The following is a 19520-nucleotide window of genomic DNA, read 5'->3' on the forward strand; positions in this document are numbered from 1 at the left end:
TTTATAATAAAAACACTTGATAAAAATGTGGTTTTATATTATAATGTGTTAAATAATGGACAAAAGGAGTTATATTATGTCTTATATGAGAAATGAACAGGATATTCGCTCTCAAGGCGTTTACTATAGCGCTGGGCTTAGAAGTTACCTAACTAAAGTATACAATTACATGGCTTTAGCTTTGGGCGTCACAGGGCTTGTTGCATTTTTAACAGTATTTTCTGGTCTTTTTCAAGTAATTTATTCTAATCCCGTTCTATCGCTTGTGGTAATGTTATCTCCGGTTGCATTGGTGTTCTACATGTCTTATAGAATTCAACACCTAAGTGCTCAGTCTGCCGTTACTATATTTTTCTCGTTCTCAGTGTTAATGGGGCTTTCCTTATCTTATGTTTTTATAGTTTATACTGCAGAAAATATAGCAAGGGCGTTTTTCATTACATCAATCATGTTTGGCTCTATGGCTTTATATGGCAATACTACAAAAAGAGATCTTACAAGTATGGGCTCTTTCTTGATTATGGGAGTTTGGGGGTTAATCATTGCGTCTATAGTAAATTTATTTCTTGGAAGTAGTCCTCTCCACTTTGCAATATCGTTCATATCAGTAATAGTCTTTACCTTAATGACTGCGTATGATGCTCAAAGAATCAAGGACGTTTATTATAAACATAATGACGGATCAGAAGTTGCTACTACTAAATTGGCAATACTCGGTGCAACTAATCTTTATTTTGACTTTATTAATATGTTTCTCAATCTACTCAGGTTACTTAACTTGTTCAACAATAGGGATTAGATGTTTTCCTTTTTAAGGAAAGGCAGTAAGAATTCTATAGTTTTCTTTTTAGTATCTTTAGTTGTGTCGATGATATGTCTTGCATATGCATCGGTACCTCTATATAGCATTTTCTGTAAAGCTACTGGGTATGGTGGCACAATAAGAAAAGTAACTAACACAACAACAAATATAACTAACCAAAAGATCAGGGTCCATTTCAATGCTGATATAATGTCCGATCTACCTTGGGAGTTTAAATCAGAAACTAACTACGTTGACGTAAACATAGGAGAACAAAGTTTAGCGTTTTATTACGCAAAAAATCTATCTGATCAGCCTTCATTTGGAATGGCGGTGTATAACGTTACGCCTTTCAAAGCAGGTAAGTATTTCAATAAAATTGCATGCTTTTGTTTTGAAGAACAAATGTTGCTACCAAAACAAAAAGCAGCTATGCCCGTATCTTTTTATATAGATCCTGAGATAATGCTTGATAACAATACAAAAGATTTGAGCGAAATAACACTGTCATACACGTTTTTTAAGCTTAAGTAACAGAATGTTTGCAAACCATGTCATTTCAGTAATCAATAGGGTGTCATCCAAGTAGCTGACACTGGAATGACAGGAGGTAACGCAAGAAGTCTATTGATTGTGAAAACAATAACTTTGCAAAATATTAATTGTTAGATAACATAATCAAAGTTTTTGTCTTAATATTCATCATGGTTAGAGCTATACAAATTAAAAAAACTGGGGGACCAGAAGTATTAGAATTTGTAGATAAGAGCATAGGTGAGCCAAAAGGCGAGGAAGTCTTAGTGCGTCACACAACTATCGGCTTAAATCGTTATGATTTAGAGCACAGAAAAGGTACACGCAAAATTAAAAATTTACCATCAGTGCTTGGAGTGGAAGCAGTGGGAGTTATTGAAAAGCTTGGTAAAAAAATCAGTGATGGGTTGAAGGTCGGAGATAGAGTTGGATATTGCACAGCTCCTCCAGGGGCATATTGTGAAAAGCGCATTATACACCAGAAATATCTGATAAAAATTCCAGATGACATATCTGATGAAGTTGCTGCTGCAGTGCTGTTTAAAGGTATGACAGCTCACTATTTAGTTAATCAATCTTATAAAATCAGGCCTGGTGCTTTCGTGCTAGTTCATGGGGCTAATGGTGGCTTAGGACAAATAATATGCCAATGGGCAAAGGATAAAAAAGGTGTAGTGATAGGTTCTGTAAGCTCTGATGAAAAAATGAAGATAGCTTTACAAAGTGGCTGCACATACGCAATAAACTACAATGATAAAGACTTCGTTTCTAAAATTATGGAGATTACGCAAAACAGAGGAGTAGGTGCAGTATATGACCCCATAGGTTACGCTACAAGCAAGCTCTCTTTTGAATCTTTAGGCAGGTTCGGCATATACGTTTCCTATGGGCAGATATCAGGTAACGCTCCTATTAGTTTTTCTTTACTTAGTTCACGTTCGTTATTTGCAACTGGAACCTCAATATACCATTATAAGCATGATAGATTCACATTAGTGCTTACCACAATGGAAATCTTCGAGATGATAAGAAAAAAACTTTTAACTGTACGGATCAATAAAAAATATAAATTTGATGAAATAATTCAAGCACATCGTGATATGGAAAATAGAAAAGCGAGTGGGTTAAATATTATCAAAATCTCTTAAATAAATTAGTAATTTAAACTAACCATTCATTAAGTCATATCAACTAGAACTTCACATATTTAATTCTCCTTTTGGGGGAATTAAAAGCATATAGCTAAACTGACTTAGATTTACCGACAACCGTCATCCCGCTACTTGTTAGCGGAATCTATACCGCGAATAGACTTCTTGCATAACCCAAATTAAGTAGAAAAAGGTATCATCCGAGTAACTGACACTGGTTCCTTTATGACGGTAGTAGCCCTCCTTCTCCTGTCATTCCAGTGCTCTCTTCTTGTCATCCCAGTGCCCAGACACTGGGATGGCTTTGTTGCATCACACTTTATGAGATGGTGATTTATGGTAAATTCATGTAACTATCTCAAATTTAGCCATACCAATATCAGTGAATTTATTAAGCAAATAGCATTTGATTAGCAGTTCTTTTTCTCGATTTATCTCAGATTTATTCCTAAAACTAAATCCGAATATTTGCTTTAATCTTGAGAAAAACCCTTCAATATAAGATCTTTTCCCATAATTTACTTCTTTTTTCCATTCTTTCATGCCATCTTCACCGTATAATTTTATTAACCTAATAGCAGCATTCCTGTTAGACATATAATCTATTTCTGGATGTTCTGCCGCATTGTTTATTGGTGGAATTTTTGTCTTTATATCATATTCGTTACACAACTTATAAAACTTGTGCCTATCACATGCTCTATCTGCATATAGTGCTTTTATGGCATGCTGAAAATCAACTTCTTTTAGCAAATCACAAGCTCCATAGTGATCAGCCGTTACTGTATTTTACAGCTATGGCTTTTTTGTTGTTTATATTCAACATTACGTGCAATTTTCTCGTTTGCTCATAGCCACGATATTTTCTGTCAGTGCTATCAACTATGTTTTTTAAAAATTTTTTTATTTGTGTAATTTTGCAAATTATATGGGCAATAAAAACCCGTTTGTCATAGAAATAGAATTTTATATCAAACAGCTACCACAGCAATTTCTGCTTAAGCTAATGAATATGTGCTTTAAGTCTGTGTGGACGCACATATTCATTAGCCAATTTCAGTTACCGTTGTGAAGATTTTTAAGTATGCAAATTAATTGCTTCTTTAAGTCTTGTATTAGCAATTACTATAATTTTACGCATTAGGGCTGTTATAGCCACCATCTTCTTCTTACCACTTTCAACAAGCTTAGAATAAAAGGCGCCAAGTATAGATTTCGACCTTGTAGCAGCCATAGCGGCTGTAAAGAGCTTTGAACGAACGTTACTTCTACCACCTGTAATCCTTCGGTAACCAACAGCTTTACCACTTTCTTTTGGATGCGGTGCAACTCCGGCAAGACTTGCTACTTCTTTTCTGTTTAAGTAACCAAGCTCTGGCATTAAACACAAAAAATCTTGTGATAACTTTTTACCTATTCCAGGAACTGTTTTAAGAATTTTTTGGCGTTGTTGTAATTCGCGGCTTTCATCAATAATCTTTTGTATAGTATCATTGAGTTCGTTTATTTGACTATCGAAAAACTCAATGGTCTTTTGACAGCTTTCTTTTATATGATCATTTTCCGGTGCTTCAAGTCTGCATTTTTCTTGAGTTCTCATTTGCGTAATATCATCACGACGTTGACAAAGTGCAGCCAAAGTTGATTGTTCTGTAGAGGTAGGTACAAATAGAGAGATAGTTCTATGGCGTTCAAATCCATATTGAGCAAGAGCTCTTGCATCTAGACTTTGCTAAAGTTCCGTGAGATAAAATAAAGCTTTTTACTTTACGAGTATTAGCTCGATGCACGGCAATATTTTTGTCGGTAAGAAAATGTGATAAGCCAAGCTCATATTTCCCTGTATTTTCTAAAGTCACTAAAGCATTAGGTAGAATATCTGAAAACTCTTGAAATAATTGTTGCCAACCAGAAGCATTATTATCAAATTCGACAGCATTCTTCTGTTTGTGAATTGCAACGACATTTTTAAATTTTCCGATGTCAATGCCAATAAAATTTTGATAAGATGTAACCATAATAAACCTCGATAGTTTTAGTTAATTTAAGATTGTAAACGGGTGCATATATATGTCCCAAGCAACTATTCAAACGTATCGAGAGATAGGGCTAGCGTACCTTGATACCAACGGTTGTAATACCAATTTCCTTTCGGTCGCGCACGCCCGCTATTCCTAGTGAGCAGGGTTATCTTTCTCTCTTATCTCTTTTATATCACGTTTTTAACTTACAATTGCCTTAGATGGAAAATAGAGATATTACATAAAATTTTAAATTCGGTCTCAAAGTTGAAGAATGTAGGCTTGGAATAGCAGAAAGACTAATGAGATATCTAACAGTTATGAGTATTATTGCTTGGAGGATCTTCTTTATTACATCAATTGCAAGAGCTAACCCAACATTACCATGTACTACCTTATTAGCTGAAGAGGAATGGAAAGTTTTATACGTTAAAATACACAGAAAACCATGTCCAAGTGTAGTTCCCAACATAAAAGAAGCTGTTTCATGAACTTGGAGGCCATTTAGCAAGAAAAAATGACCCAGAACCAGGACCTTATGTTCTTTGGAAAGGATATAAACGTCTCTTTGATTTAGCAGAAGGATGGCGACTTGCTCACGAACCTCATATTTGTGGGTAATAGTAAGTTGTTAGCGGGATCTGGAGATACCGCGGCGGTATGACGTAGGGAATCTTACTTATTATAGCTATAGTTCTACATGAATTACAAAAGTAATATTTACTAGATCTTAATATTTTAGATCTATATTTTAATAAATAATGAGCTGTAATTAGTATGAATAATCCATTTAAAAGTGAGAACTATAAAAAAAATCTCGATTCTCTGATCAAAGCTGTAAAGCTAGGAAATGCAGAGAAACAATATAACAAAACGTTAAGGGATTTATCTCATGCATTAGAAGGTTTTACAGGTGAGGCAAAAGGTATAGCTGAGTTTGTTATATATACTGACTTGAACAATTATGTAGAACAGCCATTAGGTCTTTTTAAAACATTAATGAATAGAATTTTGGGAAAAAATTTTCCAACCAAGAACAGTAGTATAAGTAATTTTGTAAATGATGAGTTGTCAAGTTTCACTTTAGAAACAGCAGCTAAGTATACAAGAATTTTAAAAAAAATTGATCTCTTGGAACAATTAGAAAAAGATTTCAGAAAAAATAATATTTTAAAAGATTCTTTAAATTTAGAACAAAGTGAAAAGAGTCAAGGAAAAGATAGATCACACGAAGTGAGTTTGGAAGGTAGAAAGCAAAAGGAAGGTACTTTTGAGCTGCGAAAAGAAGAACAGCCGAAAGAAAAATTAGGTGGTAATCGCATGAGGCAAATAAAGCGACCAACAACAGCACCTCCGGCTGCTCCAGATTCGAGGAAGGTACGCTTTAAATCAGAAATATCCTCAGATGGAGAAAGCAAGGCAAAGTCTACATCTTCTTTACTAAAAGGAGCTAATAGTTTTAGTATGCCTGATGCTAAGGAAAATCCTTCTGAGGATTCAGGCTATGAAAGTTCATTAGATCAGGGGTCTGAATATGAAGACATATCAAATTATCAAGAGAAAAAGCAAAAGGAAAATCCTTTATATGAGCAGAGAGAAGATTCAGGCTATGGAAGTTCATTAAATGAAGAGTCTGTATACAAAGAGATATCAAATTATCAAGAGAAGAAGAGTAAAATTTTAATAGAAAATTCGCAGAGTTCAAAATCGCCCAAAGAAGAGCCAATTTATGCAACAGTTCCTAAAGAACATATAGAAGCAAAAAGAGAACGTAAGCAGAAACAACAACCTCAATCCCTCGTACCACCAAAACCACCGCAAGTGCCAAAAAAAATGTTTACTACTGGTCAAGAAGTTAGACAAGAATCGAAAGTGGTAATCAAAGATAAACCTGCAGTACCGCCAAAGCCTAAAAATCTAAGCCGTGCTAATCAAAAAGTAAGCACAGAGCCAAAAGTAGTAGGAGTAATTCTTAAAAAATCAGCTGAAAGAGTACCACTAAAATCTGAAAATCAAGACAATAGGAAATCAGCACAAAAAGCTGCTGGTAAGGCGATACCAAAAGTAGCAGCAGCTACTATGAAAGGAGGAGCTAATCGCGAGATGGGCAGTAAAGTAAAGGCATTAAAAGAAAAATTTGAGCAAAATCAAGCAAAAGGAAATGCTAATGTACAGCTTGCTGAAAGCAAAACCACTCCAGCAGCACAAGCGGATATCGGTGTGAAGAAAAAACAATCTCATTCATTTCTAACAGAGAATAAAAGATCTGCAACGAAACACGTAACAGCAAAATCTGATCCAAAATCTCATATCAGCAAAAATTCCCTTCTCACGCATGCAAATGTAAAGGAAATGGTTGCACAAATTGAGAAAGGAAAAGGAGGAAGATAGTAACATTTGGGAAAAAAACATATGTGTCAAGTCAAGAGATTGTGAGCAAATTTAGGAAATTATAGCTAAACTGACTTAGATTTACCGACAATTTGAAAAACCGTCATTCCGCTAACTATAGTATTTTCAAAAGCGAATGATAAAGGTATAATATGTTTTTTTAAAGTAGGGAAAGCGATGTTATATAGTGTAGATTTAAGGGAAAAAGCAGTGTCTTTGGTAGAAAAAGGAAAGTCAAAGGTTGAAGTTGCAGAGGTTTTTGAGATAGACACTATATAGATGGCTAAAAAAGAAAGCTACTGGCCAAGGTCTCAAAGCGGTAAAAAGTACTGGTTTTATTCGAAAAATAGATCCAGAAATACTCAAAGAATATGTCAAAAAACACCCAGATCACACACTAGCAGAAATGAAACAAAACCTTGGCTTTGGGATAAGTGCAATTTGGTATAGATTAAGACAGCTAAAAATAACCTTTAAAAAAAGTCACATTCTATCAAGAGCGCAATCAAGAAGATAGGCAGCAATTTATCGATAAAGTCTCAAAAATAGACCACTGTAGCATTTTATATATAGATGAAGCAGGAGTTGATAATAGACTATACCGAGAATATGCACGAGCTCCAAGAGGAGAAAAAATATATGCTGATGTTCCAGGAAAAAAGCGGGAAAGAGTGAGTATAATAGGTGGATGAGAAGTTTATTGCACCAATGACCTTCACAGGAGGGTGTAATAAAGATATATTTAATGTATGGTTAGAGCGAAGATTACTTCCACAATTACAGCGTGATACAACCATAGTTATGGATAATGCTACATTCCATAAAACTCCCAAAACAAAGTCATTAATAGAGTCTTTTGGCTGTCATTTGCTTTATCTTCCAACATATTCACCTGATCTAAATCCGATAGAGCATTGTTGGCACACCATCAAAAGTTGCCTCAGACCTCTAATGCATCAATGTACAGACTTACACCTTTTAGTTGGTAATACCATTTTAGACGTTTATCATTCGTTTTAGAAAATACTATAGTTGAAATAGCGCAGTTACTCACCCCATAAATTTGGTGCTCTCTTTCAATCAAAGGTGTCTTGCTGCTTGAAATGTTTTCTTTGTAAAAATTTGGCTTATCTTTATATCATCTCATTCAAACAGCATTAACATAACTTATGCCTTTTTTGGATGTAGAAATTTTCTAGGAATTGTCTTTTTGAATTCTATGGTATTTTGTTTAACATTGAAACAAGAGGCCAGTGTCACGCACTGGCATGACACCCATTTGTTCCTATAGTTGTCTTTTCTCGTCTACCTTATTTTGCCACTCTGCTGAACAGATACATAAAGAAAGTGGAAAATTGGACATTCTCAACTCGGCTCCTGCAGATTAAAAATTAATAGGAATTGTCTTTTTGAATTCTATGGTATTTTGTTTAACATTGAAACAAGAGGCCAGTGTCACGCACTGGCCTGACACCCATTTGTTCCTATAGTTGTCTTTTCTCGTCTACCTTATTTTGCCACTCTGCTGAACAGATACATAAAGAAAGTGGAAAATTGGACATTCTCAACTCGGCTCCTGCAGATTAAAAATTAAGTTGAATAAAAATTGGATTTGACGCAGTTTTTTCCCATAGTTTAAGAAATTAAAAGTTTAACGATTAGAATTATAATTACAAACCACAATAAAAAATAGACTTTTCCATTTGATTTATTTTTAATTTGGATGTTTTCTAATTTTTTATCAGCTATTAGGTTTAATTTTTCTATAAGGCTAAATATCCCTTGGATTGTTTTTACAGGATAAGAACTTCTAATTTTTTCCCTATACCCTATTTTACTTTCATGTTGACTGCTTATCCACGCTTCAACTACTTTCCACATATTGATTTCTGGGTAGATCTTTCTACATGTCCCTTCCAGTAAAATCATAGTTTTCTGCAGCAATAACAATTGTGTTTGAACTTTCATATCAAAATCACCAGTTATTTTTAATAGCTGAGCAAGTAAACTAGCAAATGAAATCTTCTGTATAGGCTGCCCAATAATGGGTTCACCTATTGCCCTGCAAGCTGTGACAAAATTTCTATGCTGTGATGAAACGTAACCAGCTTTAAAGTGCATTTTTGCAACGTGATCATAATCCCGATTTAAAAAGCCTTTGAGTATCTCTATAACGTAATAGCATGTCTCACGATCTATTCTACCCATGATTCCACAATCCAGAGCAATAATATTGTTATTACTATCAACCATTAGATTTCCAGGATGCATATCAGCATGAAAAAAACAATCCCTGTATACCTGATTACAAAACGATTCTATAAGATTGATAGCTATTTGCTTATGATTATTCAGTTTTTCAACTTCGTATATTGGCGTTGCTTCTATCCATTCTAATGTTAAAACCTTTTTCGAAGTTCTATTCCAATCTACTTCAGGTACGTAAAAACCTCTGTCATTTTTTGTGTTTTCCTTTAGTTCCGAAGAGTGAGCAGCTTCAAAACGTAGATCTAACTCTAATCGGCAAATTTCAGCAAAAGTTTTAACTAATTCAATTGGCCTCAGCCTTTTTGATTGTTCGCTAAATTTTTCTGCAATTTCTGCGAGCCAAGAAAGCATTTTTATATCCCTTGAGAATGTTTTCTCAATATTTGGCCTTAAAACCTTCACAGCAACTTCCTTACCCTCAGTTGTAACCGCTCTATGCACCTGAGAAATCGATGCTGCTGCAATTGGCTTTTCAGAAAAGCTTGAAAAAATGTCGCTCAATTTACAATTAAACTCACTTTCTATAGTTTTAACTGCTATTTTATGTGAAAACGATGGCAATCTATCACATATCAATAACAAGTTATTTGTTATATCTTCATTTAAAACATCAGTACGTGATGAGATAGACTGCCCAAACTTAATGAACACCGGACCTAATTTTTCAAGAGCACACTTTAGCTTGTGGCCTTGTATTTTATTTATTGATTTTTTTGATGGTGGAAGTAAATAAGGTAATATATTGTAACGCGTCAGCACCGTAGTTATGTGCAGAAGACGCAAAATATTTTGAATCATTTCGCTGCGTAACTGCTAAATATTTCATTTAGGGTTCTATTTTTCATAATCTCATCAGGCTTGCCTTGGCAATAGATAGTATTATTTATACAAATTATGTAATCTGAGGATGGTAGAGCAGAGTTAAGATCATGAGAAGTCATAAGAATCGATACCAATCGTTTTTTTGCTATTTTATTTATAATATCATAAAATTTAGCCCGCGCGTTAATATCCATTGCACTAACTGGTTCATCTAGAATGATCAAGTCAGGCTCTGCAATTAAACAACGTGCAAGTAGCAATAATTGTGTTTGCCCTGCAGAAATTTCTAACACTTGATTCTTCAAAATGTTACCGATACCAACCAACTCTATCGTTTCTGTAATAATGGATTGATTTTTCTTTAGTCTTTTCAAGGAGCTATTTAAAAGAAAATATTCAACTGTTATTGGCATCAAATTACTAATACTAAAATTTTGCGGCATGTAGCTAATTTTTGTGTTCTCAGCTAACACAATATTTCCAGTATAATTTTTATTTATACCAGCAATTGCTTTCACTAAAGAGGTTTTACCTCCACCATTTGGACCAAGTATTGTAATTATGTCTCCTCTTTCCATGAACATATTGATATTGTCAAGGATTCTTTTACCATCATATGCGAGAGCAAGATTTTCTATTTTTAGAACACGATTATTGACATTATTCAATTTATTGACAAAATTTAACTTCTTCTCAACGTTTATATGAGACATTTACTGACTTTTTTTCTATTACTTTCATTTACACTATACTATAATATCGCCTTTTCATCCAATTTAAAAGTTGTAGCTACAATCAAACCTATCCACTCACTTGTAGCTTCTGTTACAGAAGGGATTTTAGAACCGGAATTGCTTGGCTATGCAACATCTGCACATAATTATATATTAAAGCCATCTGATGCGAGTAATTTAGAATCAAGTGACGTTATATTTTATGTTGACGATAACTTAGAGACGTTTGTTCAAACTTTCGCCAAAAATAATAAAGAACTAGTGCAATTGTCAAAGGCAATCAACCTACTTCCTACTCGGCCACATTCATTTTCTAGAAAAATCACTCACATTCAAGATGAAAAAGATTTACACATGTGGCTGAGTCCCGAAAATGCAAAGAGCATGATACTTTCTATAAGTGCAACATTGTCTGACATAGATAAAGGAAATTCCCATCGATACAGTTCTAATGCAACAAAAGCTATAAAAAAAATAGACCAAGAAGTAAAAGAAATCATGAAAGAACTGAATGATTTTAAAAATCAAAAATACATCGTTACTCATGATGCTTATCAATATTTTGAAAAATATTTCGGTCTAAATCATCCAAGCGCTATTCTTTCCATAGAAGAGGATTCTTACATAGGTATGAAGAGTTTAATGAAGCTAAAAAAGATAATGAAGGAAGAAAACGTTAAATGTATATTTGCTCATTCACAGGAAGATAGCATAAAGCCTAACGCCTTTTCTAATGACGCAAAAATGGTAGTTCTTGATCCTATTGGATCAGACATAGAGCCTGGAAAAGATGCATATCTAGCTATAATCAATAGCATTGCACAAAATTTTAAGTCTTGTTTTGTTGAGTAATAAGTTCCCTTTTAGCTTACTGTTTTATTGTTCTACAAATCAAGAAGAAGTGAGTTTACAACAAATGGTGTCATTCCAGTCTGGAATCCAGCTTTTTCATAATCATCAAAACGTTGTATTTTAACATAAAACGGCTACTTTTATGCTTACTAACTTAATAAAATTCCTGGATCCCAGACTGGGATGACATCGTAGGGGTGCTGGCCTGATAACCGTCATCCCGCTACTTGTTAGCGGGATCTAGAGATACCGCGAATGAATCGCGGTATGACGGTTCGCGGCGGCATGACGATAAGGTTTATACCTTGTCATCCCAGTGCTTGACACCGGGGTTGATTTATCTTGTCTACCTTATTTTGCCACTCCGCTGAACGGATACCATATTATGCAGGTTTAGAATTATGCTTTATTCTTACGTTTATGTCTTGGCCCAATACAATCAATAAGTTAAGCAAGTATTCTAAGGAGAACCCTTCGATTTTTGACCTATTGATTTGAGATACTTTAGGTTGATCAATCTTTAGAGCGTTTGCTGCTTTTTTCTGTGTTGTGTACTTCTTACTTATTAATTGTGCAATGACCTTTATTAATTTCAGTTTTGTATCTTTCACATCCCCCAACTCTACTATTATAGGATAACTTAATTGTAAATTTTGCATAATAATAAAATTCCTTATAAAAAAATTACTTTAGTTTTTCTTCTTTAAATAACACATGCCTTCTGACTACTGGGTCATACTTCCTAAACTCCAGTTTTTTGGTGAGCTTTTTTGGATTACGCTTTTTTACATAAAAATAGCCAGTTGATTTTTCTTCACCAGTTTTTGTTATCTTGATTGCAGTGCTGACTAACTTAACGAGCAAAGAAGCATTTTTTTTCGCCATACTTATAATGATATAATAAATTCTATGCGAGTTTATTACGCAAAATACTAAAAGTCAATCGAATAATGCAGATTGCAAAATCCTTGACAATCAACAGTGCATTAAGTAGCATAAAGTTAACTTCAGAATAAAAAGCAAACGGTAAATAAGTGACAAATAGTGGTAAAAGGGTATTATTGATAGAAAATTCTATCTGTTCTAATGAGGTAAGGGTTGCCTTGTCAATTAATAACAAGGTTGTAGAATTTGAACAAGAATTCAAGGAAAAAAAACAATTAAGAGGTAATATATACGTTGCTTATATAAAGCGTATAGAGCCTTCTTTGCAAGCCGTATTTATTGAATATGGGAAAAATAAGCAAGGTTTTTTGTCTTTTTCCGAGATATCTCTAGATTACTTCAACATTCCAGAAAAAGAAAAGGAAACTATCTTTGAGGGCTACTCAAATGACGATTGTATAGAAGAAGCCTCAGCAAATGTTTCTTCAGATTCTGCAGCTAGTAAGAATGTCAACGGATCAGGTAGTGGTTTTGTAAGAGAGGTACCTTTATATAAAAAATACAAATTACAAGATGTTATTTCAGTAAATCAAAAAGTATTGGTCCAGCTAACTAAAGAGGAACGAGGCAATAAAGGAGCTTCATTTACAACATACATAACTTTAGTGGGTAGATACTGTGTTTTCATGCCAAATTCCATGAGTAAAGGTGGAGTGTCTCGCAGAATTGAAGATGCTAATGTCAGAAAGCAGTTAAAGGAGATACTGAGTTCAATAAACTTGCCAAAAAGATCAGGTTTAATAGTAAGAACTGTTGGTTCAGGAAAAAATAAGAAAGAAATTGAGCAGGATTACAATTACTTATCCTCATTATGGCAGAGCATTCAAAAAAATGCCTTCTCTGTAAACGTTCCATCATTAATTTACAATGAAGCAGATGTAATTATGAGATCTGTTCGTGATTTTTGTAGCGATGGTATAGAAGTTATAGTGTCTGGAAAGGAAGCTTTTGAGGCAGTTAGGCAATATGCTAACAATGCACTAAAAGGTAGTAAGTTGCGCTATAGATTGTATAGAGGTTATGCTCCGATCTTTACTTACTACGGAATCGAAGATCAAATTTCTGGGTTATATAGCAATAGAGTAGAATTGCCATCTGGTGGGTCTTTGATAATAACTTTAACTGAGGCGTTTGTTTCAATAGACGTAAATTCAGGAAAGATGACAGGAGAAGATAGCATAGAAGAAACAGCTTATAGAACCAACATGGAAGCAGTACCTGAAATATCAAGACAGGTGAATCTTAGGGGCCTATCAGGATTAATAGTAGTCGATTTTATTGATATGTTGAAATATCAGTATTGCAGAGCTGTTGAGTCTGCTATAAAGCAAGCGTTTAAAGATGATAAAGCTAAAGTTCAATTTAGCTACATAAATGACTTTGGTTTAATGGTATTTTCAAGACAAAGAATTAAACCAAACATACAAGAAATTAATACTACAGAGTGTTTACACTGCAAAGGTACTGGAAGAGTAAAATCAAACGAAGTAATTGTTTCATCAATACTAAGGGATTTACAACATATTGCTAACAAGAATCGAAATAAGTCTTTTGATTTAGTAGCACACAGTGCAGTTATAGCGCACATTTTTAATAACAAACGCAATACAGTTTCTACAATCGAAAAAGAGTTTAATATTACATTGAACGTTAGTATTGATAACAGTTTAGATGTAAATACATTTGTTTTAAAACAAGGAGATGATGTTAATTTAAACGGTTATAAGCCATTACAGAACTCTGGATACCAAATTGGGGATAGCAGCAATGAAGAAGCTGATAATTCAAATAAACTACGAGGCAATTTTTGGCTGACTAAGTGGCTTTCGCGCCTTTTAAGTTCTAATAACTAATTAGAAACCTAAATTGGGCTTGTAATTAATGAGCCCTATACTTATATATTCTTATATCAGATAATATTTACAATGGGGTACTCATTATGGGAAGAGCAATAGGCATAGATCTCGGAACAACAAATTCTTGTGTTGCAATAATGCAGGGCAAGGATACAAAGGTAATAGAAAATAAAGAAGGGGCAAGAACTACTCCATCTATAGTTGCATTGACTTCTTCAGGAGAAAGGTTGATTGGTGCTCCAGCAAAAAGGCAAGCAACCACCAATGCAAGTAATACCTTTTTTGCTACTAAGAGATTAATAGGCCGTCAATATAGTGATCCTGAGATGAAAAATCTAAGTGTACCATACAAAGTATTTGCAGCAAAAAGTGGTGATGCATGGGTTAAAACAACTGATAATAAAGAATATTCTCCTAGTCAAATTGGTGCATTTATACTACAAAACATGAAAGAGGCAGCAGAAGCTTATCTTGGAGAGGAAGTAAAAGATGCTGTGATAACAGTGCCAGCATACTTCAACGACTCTCAACGTCAAGCAACAAAAGATGCAGGAAAAATTGCCGGATTAAATGTACTCAGAATAGTAAATGAACCGACTGCTGCAGCACTTGCTTATGGTCTTGATAAGAAACATGGGCACACAATAGTAGTATATGACCTTGGTGGTGGTACATTTGACGTTTCAATACTTGAAATAGGTGATGGAGTTTTCGAAGTGAAAGCAACAAACGGTGATACCCATCTTGGAGGTGAAGACTTTGATAATGGAGTAGTGAGTTATTTACTAGATGAATTCAAGAAAAGTAATGGCATTGATTTGAAAAATGATCCAATGGCTATGCAAAGAATCAAAGAAGCTGCTGAAAAAGCGAAAATTGAATTATCAAGTGCAATGGAAACGGAAATAAATCTACCGTTTATTACAGCTGATGCAAGTGGTCCAAAACACTTAAATATGAAATTAACGAGAGCAAAACTTGAAAGCTTAGTGAATGATTTAATCGAAAGAACTATAGCTCCTTGTAAAAAAGCTCTTGAGGATGCTGGTTTGTCTGCTAGTCAAATTGGCGAAGTGGTTCTTGTTGGTGGCATGACTCGTATGCCAAAAGTCATAGAGAAAGTTAAAGAATTCTTTGGCAAAGATCCACATAGAGGAGTTAACCCTGATGAAGTTGTAGCAATTGGAGCTGCAATACAGGCGGGGATCATTCAAGGTGATGTAAGAGATGTGTTACTACTTGATGTGACCCCACTTTCTCTTGGTATTGAAACTCTAGGAGGAGTATTCACTCCACTTATTGAGCGTAATACTACAATTCCTACTAAAAAATCTCAGGTGTTTTCAACTGCAGAAGATAACCAAACAGCTGTTACAATTAAGGTGCATCAGGGTGAAAGAAAACTGGCAGTTGATAATAAGCTACTCGGTCAGTTTAGTTTGGAAGGGATACCTCCTGCTCCGCGCGGAAGGCCACAAATTGAAGTGACATTTGATATAGATGCAAATGGAATAGCACACGTTTCTGCAAAAGATAAAGCTACTGGAAAAGAGCAAAAAATACGCATTCAATCTTCAGGTGGTTTATCTGATGATGAAATAAATCGCATGGTAAAAGAAGCTGAAGAAAAAGCGCAAGAAGATGAAAAGCGCAAAAAGTTTATTGAAGTGAAGAATCAAGCGGATAGCTTAGTCCATTCTACAGAAAAGTCTCTGACAGAGTATGGTGATAAAGTTTCACCAGAAGATAGATCTGCTATTGAAAATGCAGTTAACGAATTAAAAGAAGTTAGTAAATCTGATAACATTGATGACGCTGATTCAATACAGCAGAAAGTTACTAATCTTTCTCAATTATCTATGAAACTTGGAGAAGCTATGTATCAAGCATCTCAACAAAATAGTGCTGAAAATGGCTTTTCATCAGAAGGAAATCCAAATGATAAAGAGGAAAAAGTAGTAGATTCTGATTATCAAGACATAGATAATAAAGAAGAGAATAAGTAATTGCGATTGTCATCCAAGTAGCTGATACTGGGATGACAAGAGGAGCATATTGTTGCTTAAAGAAACCATTATGGATATTATTAAAACAATAGAAGAAAAGATACGCGATTCGATAGATGTAATTGATATCAACATTATCGATGAATCAGCAAAGCATGCTGATCATTATTTTGCTTCATCTTCAACACTACCTTCACATATCAAGCTAATATTGATATCTGACAGCTTTATCGGAATGAACACTCTCAAAAGGCATAAATTGATCTATGAATTATTAAAGAGTGAGATAGAGCTAATACATGCAATTTCTCTTCACTTGTATACGCAAAACGAGTACAATTTAAAAAATAAATAATAAAAATGTGAAGGAAGAGTCTTTATTAGTTAAAGCAGGAAGAAAATTTAAGGACTATAAAGGTTCTATGAACCCGCCAGTTTATCATTCTTCTACCATATTATTCCCTACTTACAAGGACTACTTAAATGCAGCAAATGGAGAAAGTATATACGATGTAATCAACGATGATGTTGCAAGAGATTACAGCTATAGTAATGTTGGTACTCCCACTGTTCATTATTTTTCAAATGCACTGGCTGAAATTGAAGGGAGTGGACAAGCGCTTATTTTTCCTTCCGGACTATTTGCACTTACTTTTGCTATTTTGACTTTCACTAAAGCAGGCTCGCACGTTTTAATTCAAGATAATAGTTATTACCGACTTAGGAGGTTTGCAGAAAATGAGCTACCAAAAAGAGGAACAGAAGTAACTTTTTATGATCCAACACAGGATATAACTGATTTAATTCAGAGTAATACTTTATTGATAATGATCGAGACTCCTGGTTCTGTAACGTTTGAGATTTCGAATATAGAGCATATAGTAAAAGTTGCTAAGGAACATAAAATTGTGACCGTTTGTGACAATTCATGGGCCACTCCTTTGTTATTTAAGCCGCTTGATTATGGAGTTGATGTTGCACTATATGCGGTAACAAAGTATCTAGCCGGTCACTCGGATTTATTGATGGGGGCTGTTATTGCAGAAGGTGAAATTTTTAAATTGCTTTATGAGAGCTATAAAAACTATGGAGTGACCGTTCAATCGCACGACTGTTATCTTGCACATAGGGGGCTAAGAACACTGCACACACGTATGAAAAGGCACCAGAATACAGCAATGGAAGTGGCAAAATGGCTAGAAAAACATTCAAAAATCAAAAAAGTTTTGTATCCAGCACTTCCCTCCCATCCTCAACACGAATTATGGAAAAGTTACTTTAAAGGAGCAAGCGGCGTATTCAGTATAGTATTGGGTAGAGAATATTCATGTGAAGAACTAAGCTGCATGGTTGATCACATGAAAATTTTTGGTATCGGTGCTTCTTGGGGAGGGTGCGACAGTTTGATATTACCAATAGATCGTAGAGCTATGTCAAGATCTGTAATGAATTCAGATTATGGTGGAAGTTTCGTGCGAATATTTTGTGGACTGGAAGATCCTGAAGATTTAATCTCTGATTTAAATGCTGCACTAGCAAGGTTGCCATGTTCGGACATTAAAACTGACGAAGTAGAACGTGAAACTGAGAGAATTACTGCATAGTATCATTGATGTTAACTTTGATATTGAAATCAAAGGCGTCACATGTAATCCCAAGAAAATCAAGGAAGGTTATCTTTTTGTTTGTGTGTCAGAAAGGGATAGGATTTACATAGATCAGATATTATCTTGTGGAGCTAAAGCGATAATTGCAAGTGATTGCATAACAGAAGCTTCAAGCCTTGGTATCATTCCAACGCGTGATGCTGGAATCTGTATCTTCCACCCAAACCCTCAAGAAATATACAGCGAAATAGTCAGCAGGTTTTATCAATTCAAACAGCCAAAATATGTTGCTGCTGTAACAGGCACAAATGGCAAGACTTCAGTAGTAGAATTTTGCCGCCAGATCTGGCAAAACTCTGGCTACAATGCTGCGTCTATTGGAACACTTGGAACATGCATCAATAATGGTAGAAAAGGTAATAGCAACAGTCTTACCACTCCAGGTGCAGAAGACCTTTACGCAACATTGCGTGGTATAAGTGTAGAACACTTAGTGTTGGAATCATCAAGTCATGGGATTGATCAATACAGAATCCATGGATTAAAGTTGAGTGCTGCAGCTTTTACTAATTTCTCGCAAGATCATTTAGATTACCATAAAAGTCTTGGTGGATATTTAGAAACTAAAAAAAGGTTATTTTACGAAGTATTACCAGAAGGAAAAACAGCGATTTTAAATGCGGATATAGATGAATACGGCGCATTGCTTAAAATAGCTGAAAAACGCAGTAATAAAGTTGTGACTTATGGAAAAAAAGGCTCTGATATTACTTTATTAGAGCAAACATCAACCCCTAATGGTCAACATCTTACAGTAAAAATTGATAACCAAATTTACAATACATTTTTCCCAGTTTTAGGAAAATTTCAAGCATATAATCTGCTATGTGCAATTGGTATATCTGGATTAAATTACAGAGAAATATGCGTAGAAAAACTCGTTTCTCCACCAGGAAGAATGGAAAAAGTGAAACCTTTTGCATTCGTGGATTACGCTCATACTCCAAGTGCGCTTAAACAAGCCCTATTGTCTTTAAAATGGCATATCAACAAAAAAATAATTCTAGTTTTTGGATGCGGTGGAAATCGCGATCAGACGAAACGTTCAGAAATGGGCAAAATAGCACAAATGTATGCAGATAAAGTAATAATTACAGATGATAATTCGCGTGATGAAGATCCGGCAAAAATTCGCCACGATATTTTGCTACATTGCCCTGATGCACTGGAGATAGGAGGTAGGAGAGAAGCTATAGAGAAAGGCGTAGATATTGCCTATAACGAGGGTATGATTCTGCTAGTTGCAGGAAAGGGAAATGAGAAATTTCAAATTATAGGCAACCAAACTTTTGAATTTAGCGATGTTGAGGTTATTAAAAATCATGCCTTAACATACTGATTTTCGCAATGGGCTTACCTCCGCTAATGTGCGAATATTGAAGCAAAAGTGATGTCATCCCAGTGCTTGACACTGGGATGGCTTTGTTGCATAGCAACTGAAAAAATCTGGTGGCTACTGACAAAATTCATT

17 protein-coding genes and 3 pseudogenes are annotated in these 19520 nt (G+C 34.8%); 14 read left to right on the forward strand and 6 right to left on the reverse strand.

From position 1 onward, the window contains the following. Positions 1-76 precede the first annotated feature (76 nt). The 3 genes from ABWU72_RS01345 (at position 77) to ABWU72_RS01355 (ending at position 2484) form a co-directional block, all read left to right on the forward strand. The gene (locus ABWU72_RS01345; RefSeq protein WP_155969329.1) at positions 77-799 is read left to right on the forward strand and encodes a Bax inhibitor-1/YccA family protein; all 723 of its coding nucleotides are present in this window, start codon (positions 77-79) and stop codon (positions 797-799) included. Continuing rightward, the gene (locus tag ABWU72_RS01350; RefSeq protein WP_006279376.1) at positions 800-1336 is read left to right on the forward strand and encodes a cytochrome c oxidase assembly protein; all 537 of its coding nucleotides are present in this window, start codon (positions 800-802) and stop codon (positions 1334-1336) included. Positions 1337-1506: 170 nt separating this feature from the next. Then, positions 1507-2484 (forward strand): quinone oxidoreductase family protein, encoded by a 978-nt coding sequence (locus ABWU72_RS01355; RefSeq protein ID WP_264723920.1) that lies wholly within the window; start codon positions 1507-1509, stop codon positions 2482-2484. A 348-nt stretch (positions 2485-2832) separates the two neighbouring features. On the opposite strand, the gene ABWU72_RS01360 is transcribed toward ABWU72_RS01355, so the two are convergent. Both ABWU72_RS01360 and ABWU72_RS01365 read right to left on the reverse strand, forming a co-directional pair. After that, positions 2833-3240: a transposase gene (locus ABWU72_RS01360; RefSeq protein WP_196770142.1), complete on the reverse strand. Its 408-nt coding sequence runs from the start codon at positions 3238-3240 to the stop codon at positions 2833-2835. A 325-nt stretch (positions 3241-3565) separates the two neighbouring features. Then, positions 3566-4505 (reverse strand): annotated as a pseudogene (locus ABWU72_RS01365) (IS110 family transposase). A 216-nt stretch (positions 4506-4721) separates the two neighbouring features. Here ABWU72_RS01365 and ABWU72_RS01370 point away from each other — a divergent pair. The 5 genes and pseudogenes from ABWU72_RS01370 to ABWU72_RS01390 all read left to right on the forward strand — a co-directional run. Next, a pseudogene (locus ABWU72_RS01370) lies at positions 4722-5129 on the forward strand (IS4 family transposase); the annotation flags it as partial. A gap of 156 nt (positions 5130-5285) precedes the next feature. Beyond that, positions 5286-6899: a hypothetical protein gene (locus ABWU72_RS01375; protein WP_155969333.1), complete on the forward strand. Its 1614-nt coding sequence runs from the start codon at positions 5286-5288 to the stop codon at positions 6897-6899. A gap of 177 nt (positions 6900-7076) precedes the next feature. Next, positions 7077-7178 carry an IS630 transposase-related protein gene (locus ABWU72_RS01380; RefSeq protein WP_353283811.1) on the forward strand — a complete coding sequence of 34 codons (102 nt, stop codon included), beginning with the start codon at positions 7077-7079 and terminating at the stop codon, positions 7176-7178. A gap of 49 nt (positions 7179-7227) precedes the next feature. Beyond that, a pseudogene (locus ABWU72_RS01385) lies at positions 7228-7416 on the forward strand (IS630 transposase-related protein); the annotation flags it as partial. A gap of 167 nt (positions 7417-7583) precedes the next feature. Continuing rightward, the gene (locus ABWU72_RS01390; RefSeq protein ID WP_049973597.1) at positions 7584-7919 is read left to right on the forward strand and encodes a transposase; all 336 of its coding nucleotides are present in this window, start codon (positions 7584-7586) and stop codon (positions 7917-7919) included. A 615-nt stretch (positions 7920-8534) separates the two neighbouring features. Here ABWU72_RS01390 and ubiB read toward each other — a convergent pair. Then, positions 8535-9965, reverse strand: coding sequence for a 2-polyprenylphenol 6-hydroxylase (gene ubiB / locus ABWU72_RS01395; RefSeq protein ID WP_155969335.1), 1431 nt, complete (start codon positions 9963-9965; stop codon positions 8535-8537). Next, complete coding sequence (locus ABWU72_RS01400; RefSeq protein WP_155969337.1) at positions 9962-10702, reverse strand: metal ABC transporter ATP-binding protein; 741 nt, start codon at positions 10700-10702, stop codon at positions 9962-9964. Before ABWU72_RS01400 ends, ubiB begins: the two co-directional genes overlap by 4 nt. Here ABWU72_RS01400 and ABWU72_RS01405 point away from each other — a divergent pair. Further along, complete coding sequence (locus ABWU72_RS01405; protein WP_353283812.1) at positions 10694-11575, forward strand: zinc ABC transporter substrate-binding protein; 882 nt, start codon at positions 10694-10696, stop codon at positions 11573-11575. The two genes, ABWU72_RS01400 and ABWU72_RS01405, sit on opposite strands and share 9 nt — an antisense overlap. Before the next feature lie 383 nt (positions 11576-11958). On the opposite strand, the gene ABWU72_RS01410 is transcribed toward ABWU72_RS01405, so the two are convergent. Together ABWU72_RS01410 and rpmG are read right to left on the reverse strand one after the other, a co-directional pair. Continuing rightward, positions 11959-12234, reverse strand: coding sequence for a helix-turn-helix domain-containing protein (locus tag ABWU72_RS01410; RefSeq protein WP_010082632.1), 276 nt, complete (start codon positions 12232-12234; stop codon positions 11959-11961). A gap of 25 nt (positions 12235-12259) precedes the next feature. Further along, a complete protein-coding gene (gene rpmG / locus ABWU72_RS01415) occupies positions 12260-12460 on the reverse strand; it encodes a 50S ribosomal protein L33 (protein ID WP_010082633.1) in 201 nt (66 codons plus the stop codon). Between the two features lie 149 nt (positions 12461-12609). Here rpmG and ABWU72_RS01420 point away from each other — a divergent pair, with 149 nt between their 5' ends. The 5 genes from ABWU72_RS01420 to ABWU72_RS01440 all read left to right on the forward strand — a co-directional run bounded on the left by ABWU72_RS01420 (position 12610) and on the right by ABWU72_RS01440 (position 19388). Beyond that, positions 12610-14373, forward strand: a complete 1764-nt coding sequence (locus ABWU72_RS01420) for a ribonuclease E/G (protein ID WP_155969341.1) — start codon at positions 12610-12612, stop codon at positions 14371-14373. 86 nt (positions 14374-14459) lie between these two features. Beyond that, positions 14460-16382, forward strand: coding sequence for a molecular chaperone DnaK (gene dnaK, locus ABWU72_RS01425; RefSeq protein ID WP_174515971.1), 1923 nt, complete (start codon positions 14460-14462; stop codon positions 16380-16382). Between the two features lie 70 nt (positions 16383-16452). Continuing rightward, on the forward strand, positions 16453-16737 hold the full coding sequence (locus ABWU72_RS01430) for a BolA family protein (RefSeq protein WP_155969345.1): 285 nt from the start codon (positions 16453-16455) through the stop codon (positions 16735-16737). 7 nt (positions 16738-16744) lie between these two features. Beyond that, positions 16745-17986, forward strand: coding sequence for a cystathionine beta-lyase (gene metC / locus ABWU72_RS01435; RefSeq protein WP_155969347.1), 1242 nt, complete (start codon positions 16745-16747; stop codon positions 17984-17986). Beyond that, a complete protein-coding gene (locus ABWU72_RS01440; RefSeq protein WP_174515972.1) occupies positions 17961-19388 on the forward strand; it encodes a Mur ligase family protein in 1428 nt (475 codons plus the stop codon). Before metC ends, ABWU72_RS01440 begins: the two co-directional genes overlap by 26 nt. The last annotated feature ends 132 nt before the right edge of the window (positions 19389-19520 follow it).

The organism is Wolbachia endosymbiont (group A) of Lypha dubia (assembly GCF_964028575.1).
Lineage (GTDB): Bacteria > Pseudomonadota > Alphaproteobacteria > Rickettsiales > Anaplasmataceae > Wolbachia > Wolbachia pipientis.

Coding starts and splice junctions, on each gene's coding strand:
- ABWU72_RS01375 (WP_155969333.1), top strand. CDS start 5,286: ATGAATAATCCATTTAAAAGTGAGAACTATAAAAAAAATCTCGATTCT.
- ABWU72_RS01355 (WP_264723920.1), top strand. CDS start 1,507: ATGGTTAGAGCTATACAAATTAAAAAAACTGGGGGACCAGAAGTATTA.
- ubiB (WP_155969335.1), bottom strand. CDS start 9,965: ATGATTCAAAATATTTTGCGTCTTCTGCACATAACTACGGTGCTGACG.
- ABWU72_RS01410 (WP_010082632.1), bottom strand. CDS start 12,234: ATGCAAAATTTACAATTAAGTTATCCTATAATAGTAGAGTTGGGGGAT.
- ABWU72_RS01380 (WP_353283811.1), top strand. CDS start 7,077: ATGTTATATAGTGTAGATTTAAGGGAAAAAGCAGTGTCTTTGGTAGAA.
- ABWU72_RS01430 (WP_155969345.1), top strand. CDS start 16,453: ATGGATATTATTAAAACAATAGAAGAAAAGATACGCGATTCGATAGAT.
- ABWU72_RS01400 (WP_155969337.1), bottom strand. CDS start 10,702: ATGTCTCATATAAACGTTGAGAAGAAGTTAAATTTTGTCAATAAATTG.
- ABWU72_RS01350 (WP_006279376.1), top strand. CDS start 800: ATGTTTTCCTTTTTAAGGAAAGGCAGTAAGAATTCTATAGTTTTCTTT.
- ABWU72_RS01405 (WP_353283812.1), top strand. CDS start 10,694: ATGAGACATTTACTGACTTTTTTTCTATTACTTTCATTTACACTATAC.
- ABWU72_RS01345 (WP_155969329.1), top strand. CDS start 77: ATGTCTTATATGAGAAATGAACAGGATATTCGCTCTCAAGGCGTTTAC.
- rpmG (WP_010082633.1), bottom strand. CDS start 12,460: ATGGCGAAAAAAAATGCTTCTTTGCTCGTTAAGTTAGTCAGCACTGCA.
- dnaK (WP_174515971.1), top strand. CDS start 14,460: ATGGGAAGAGCAATAGGCATAGATCTCGGAACAACAAATTCTTGTGTT.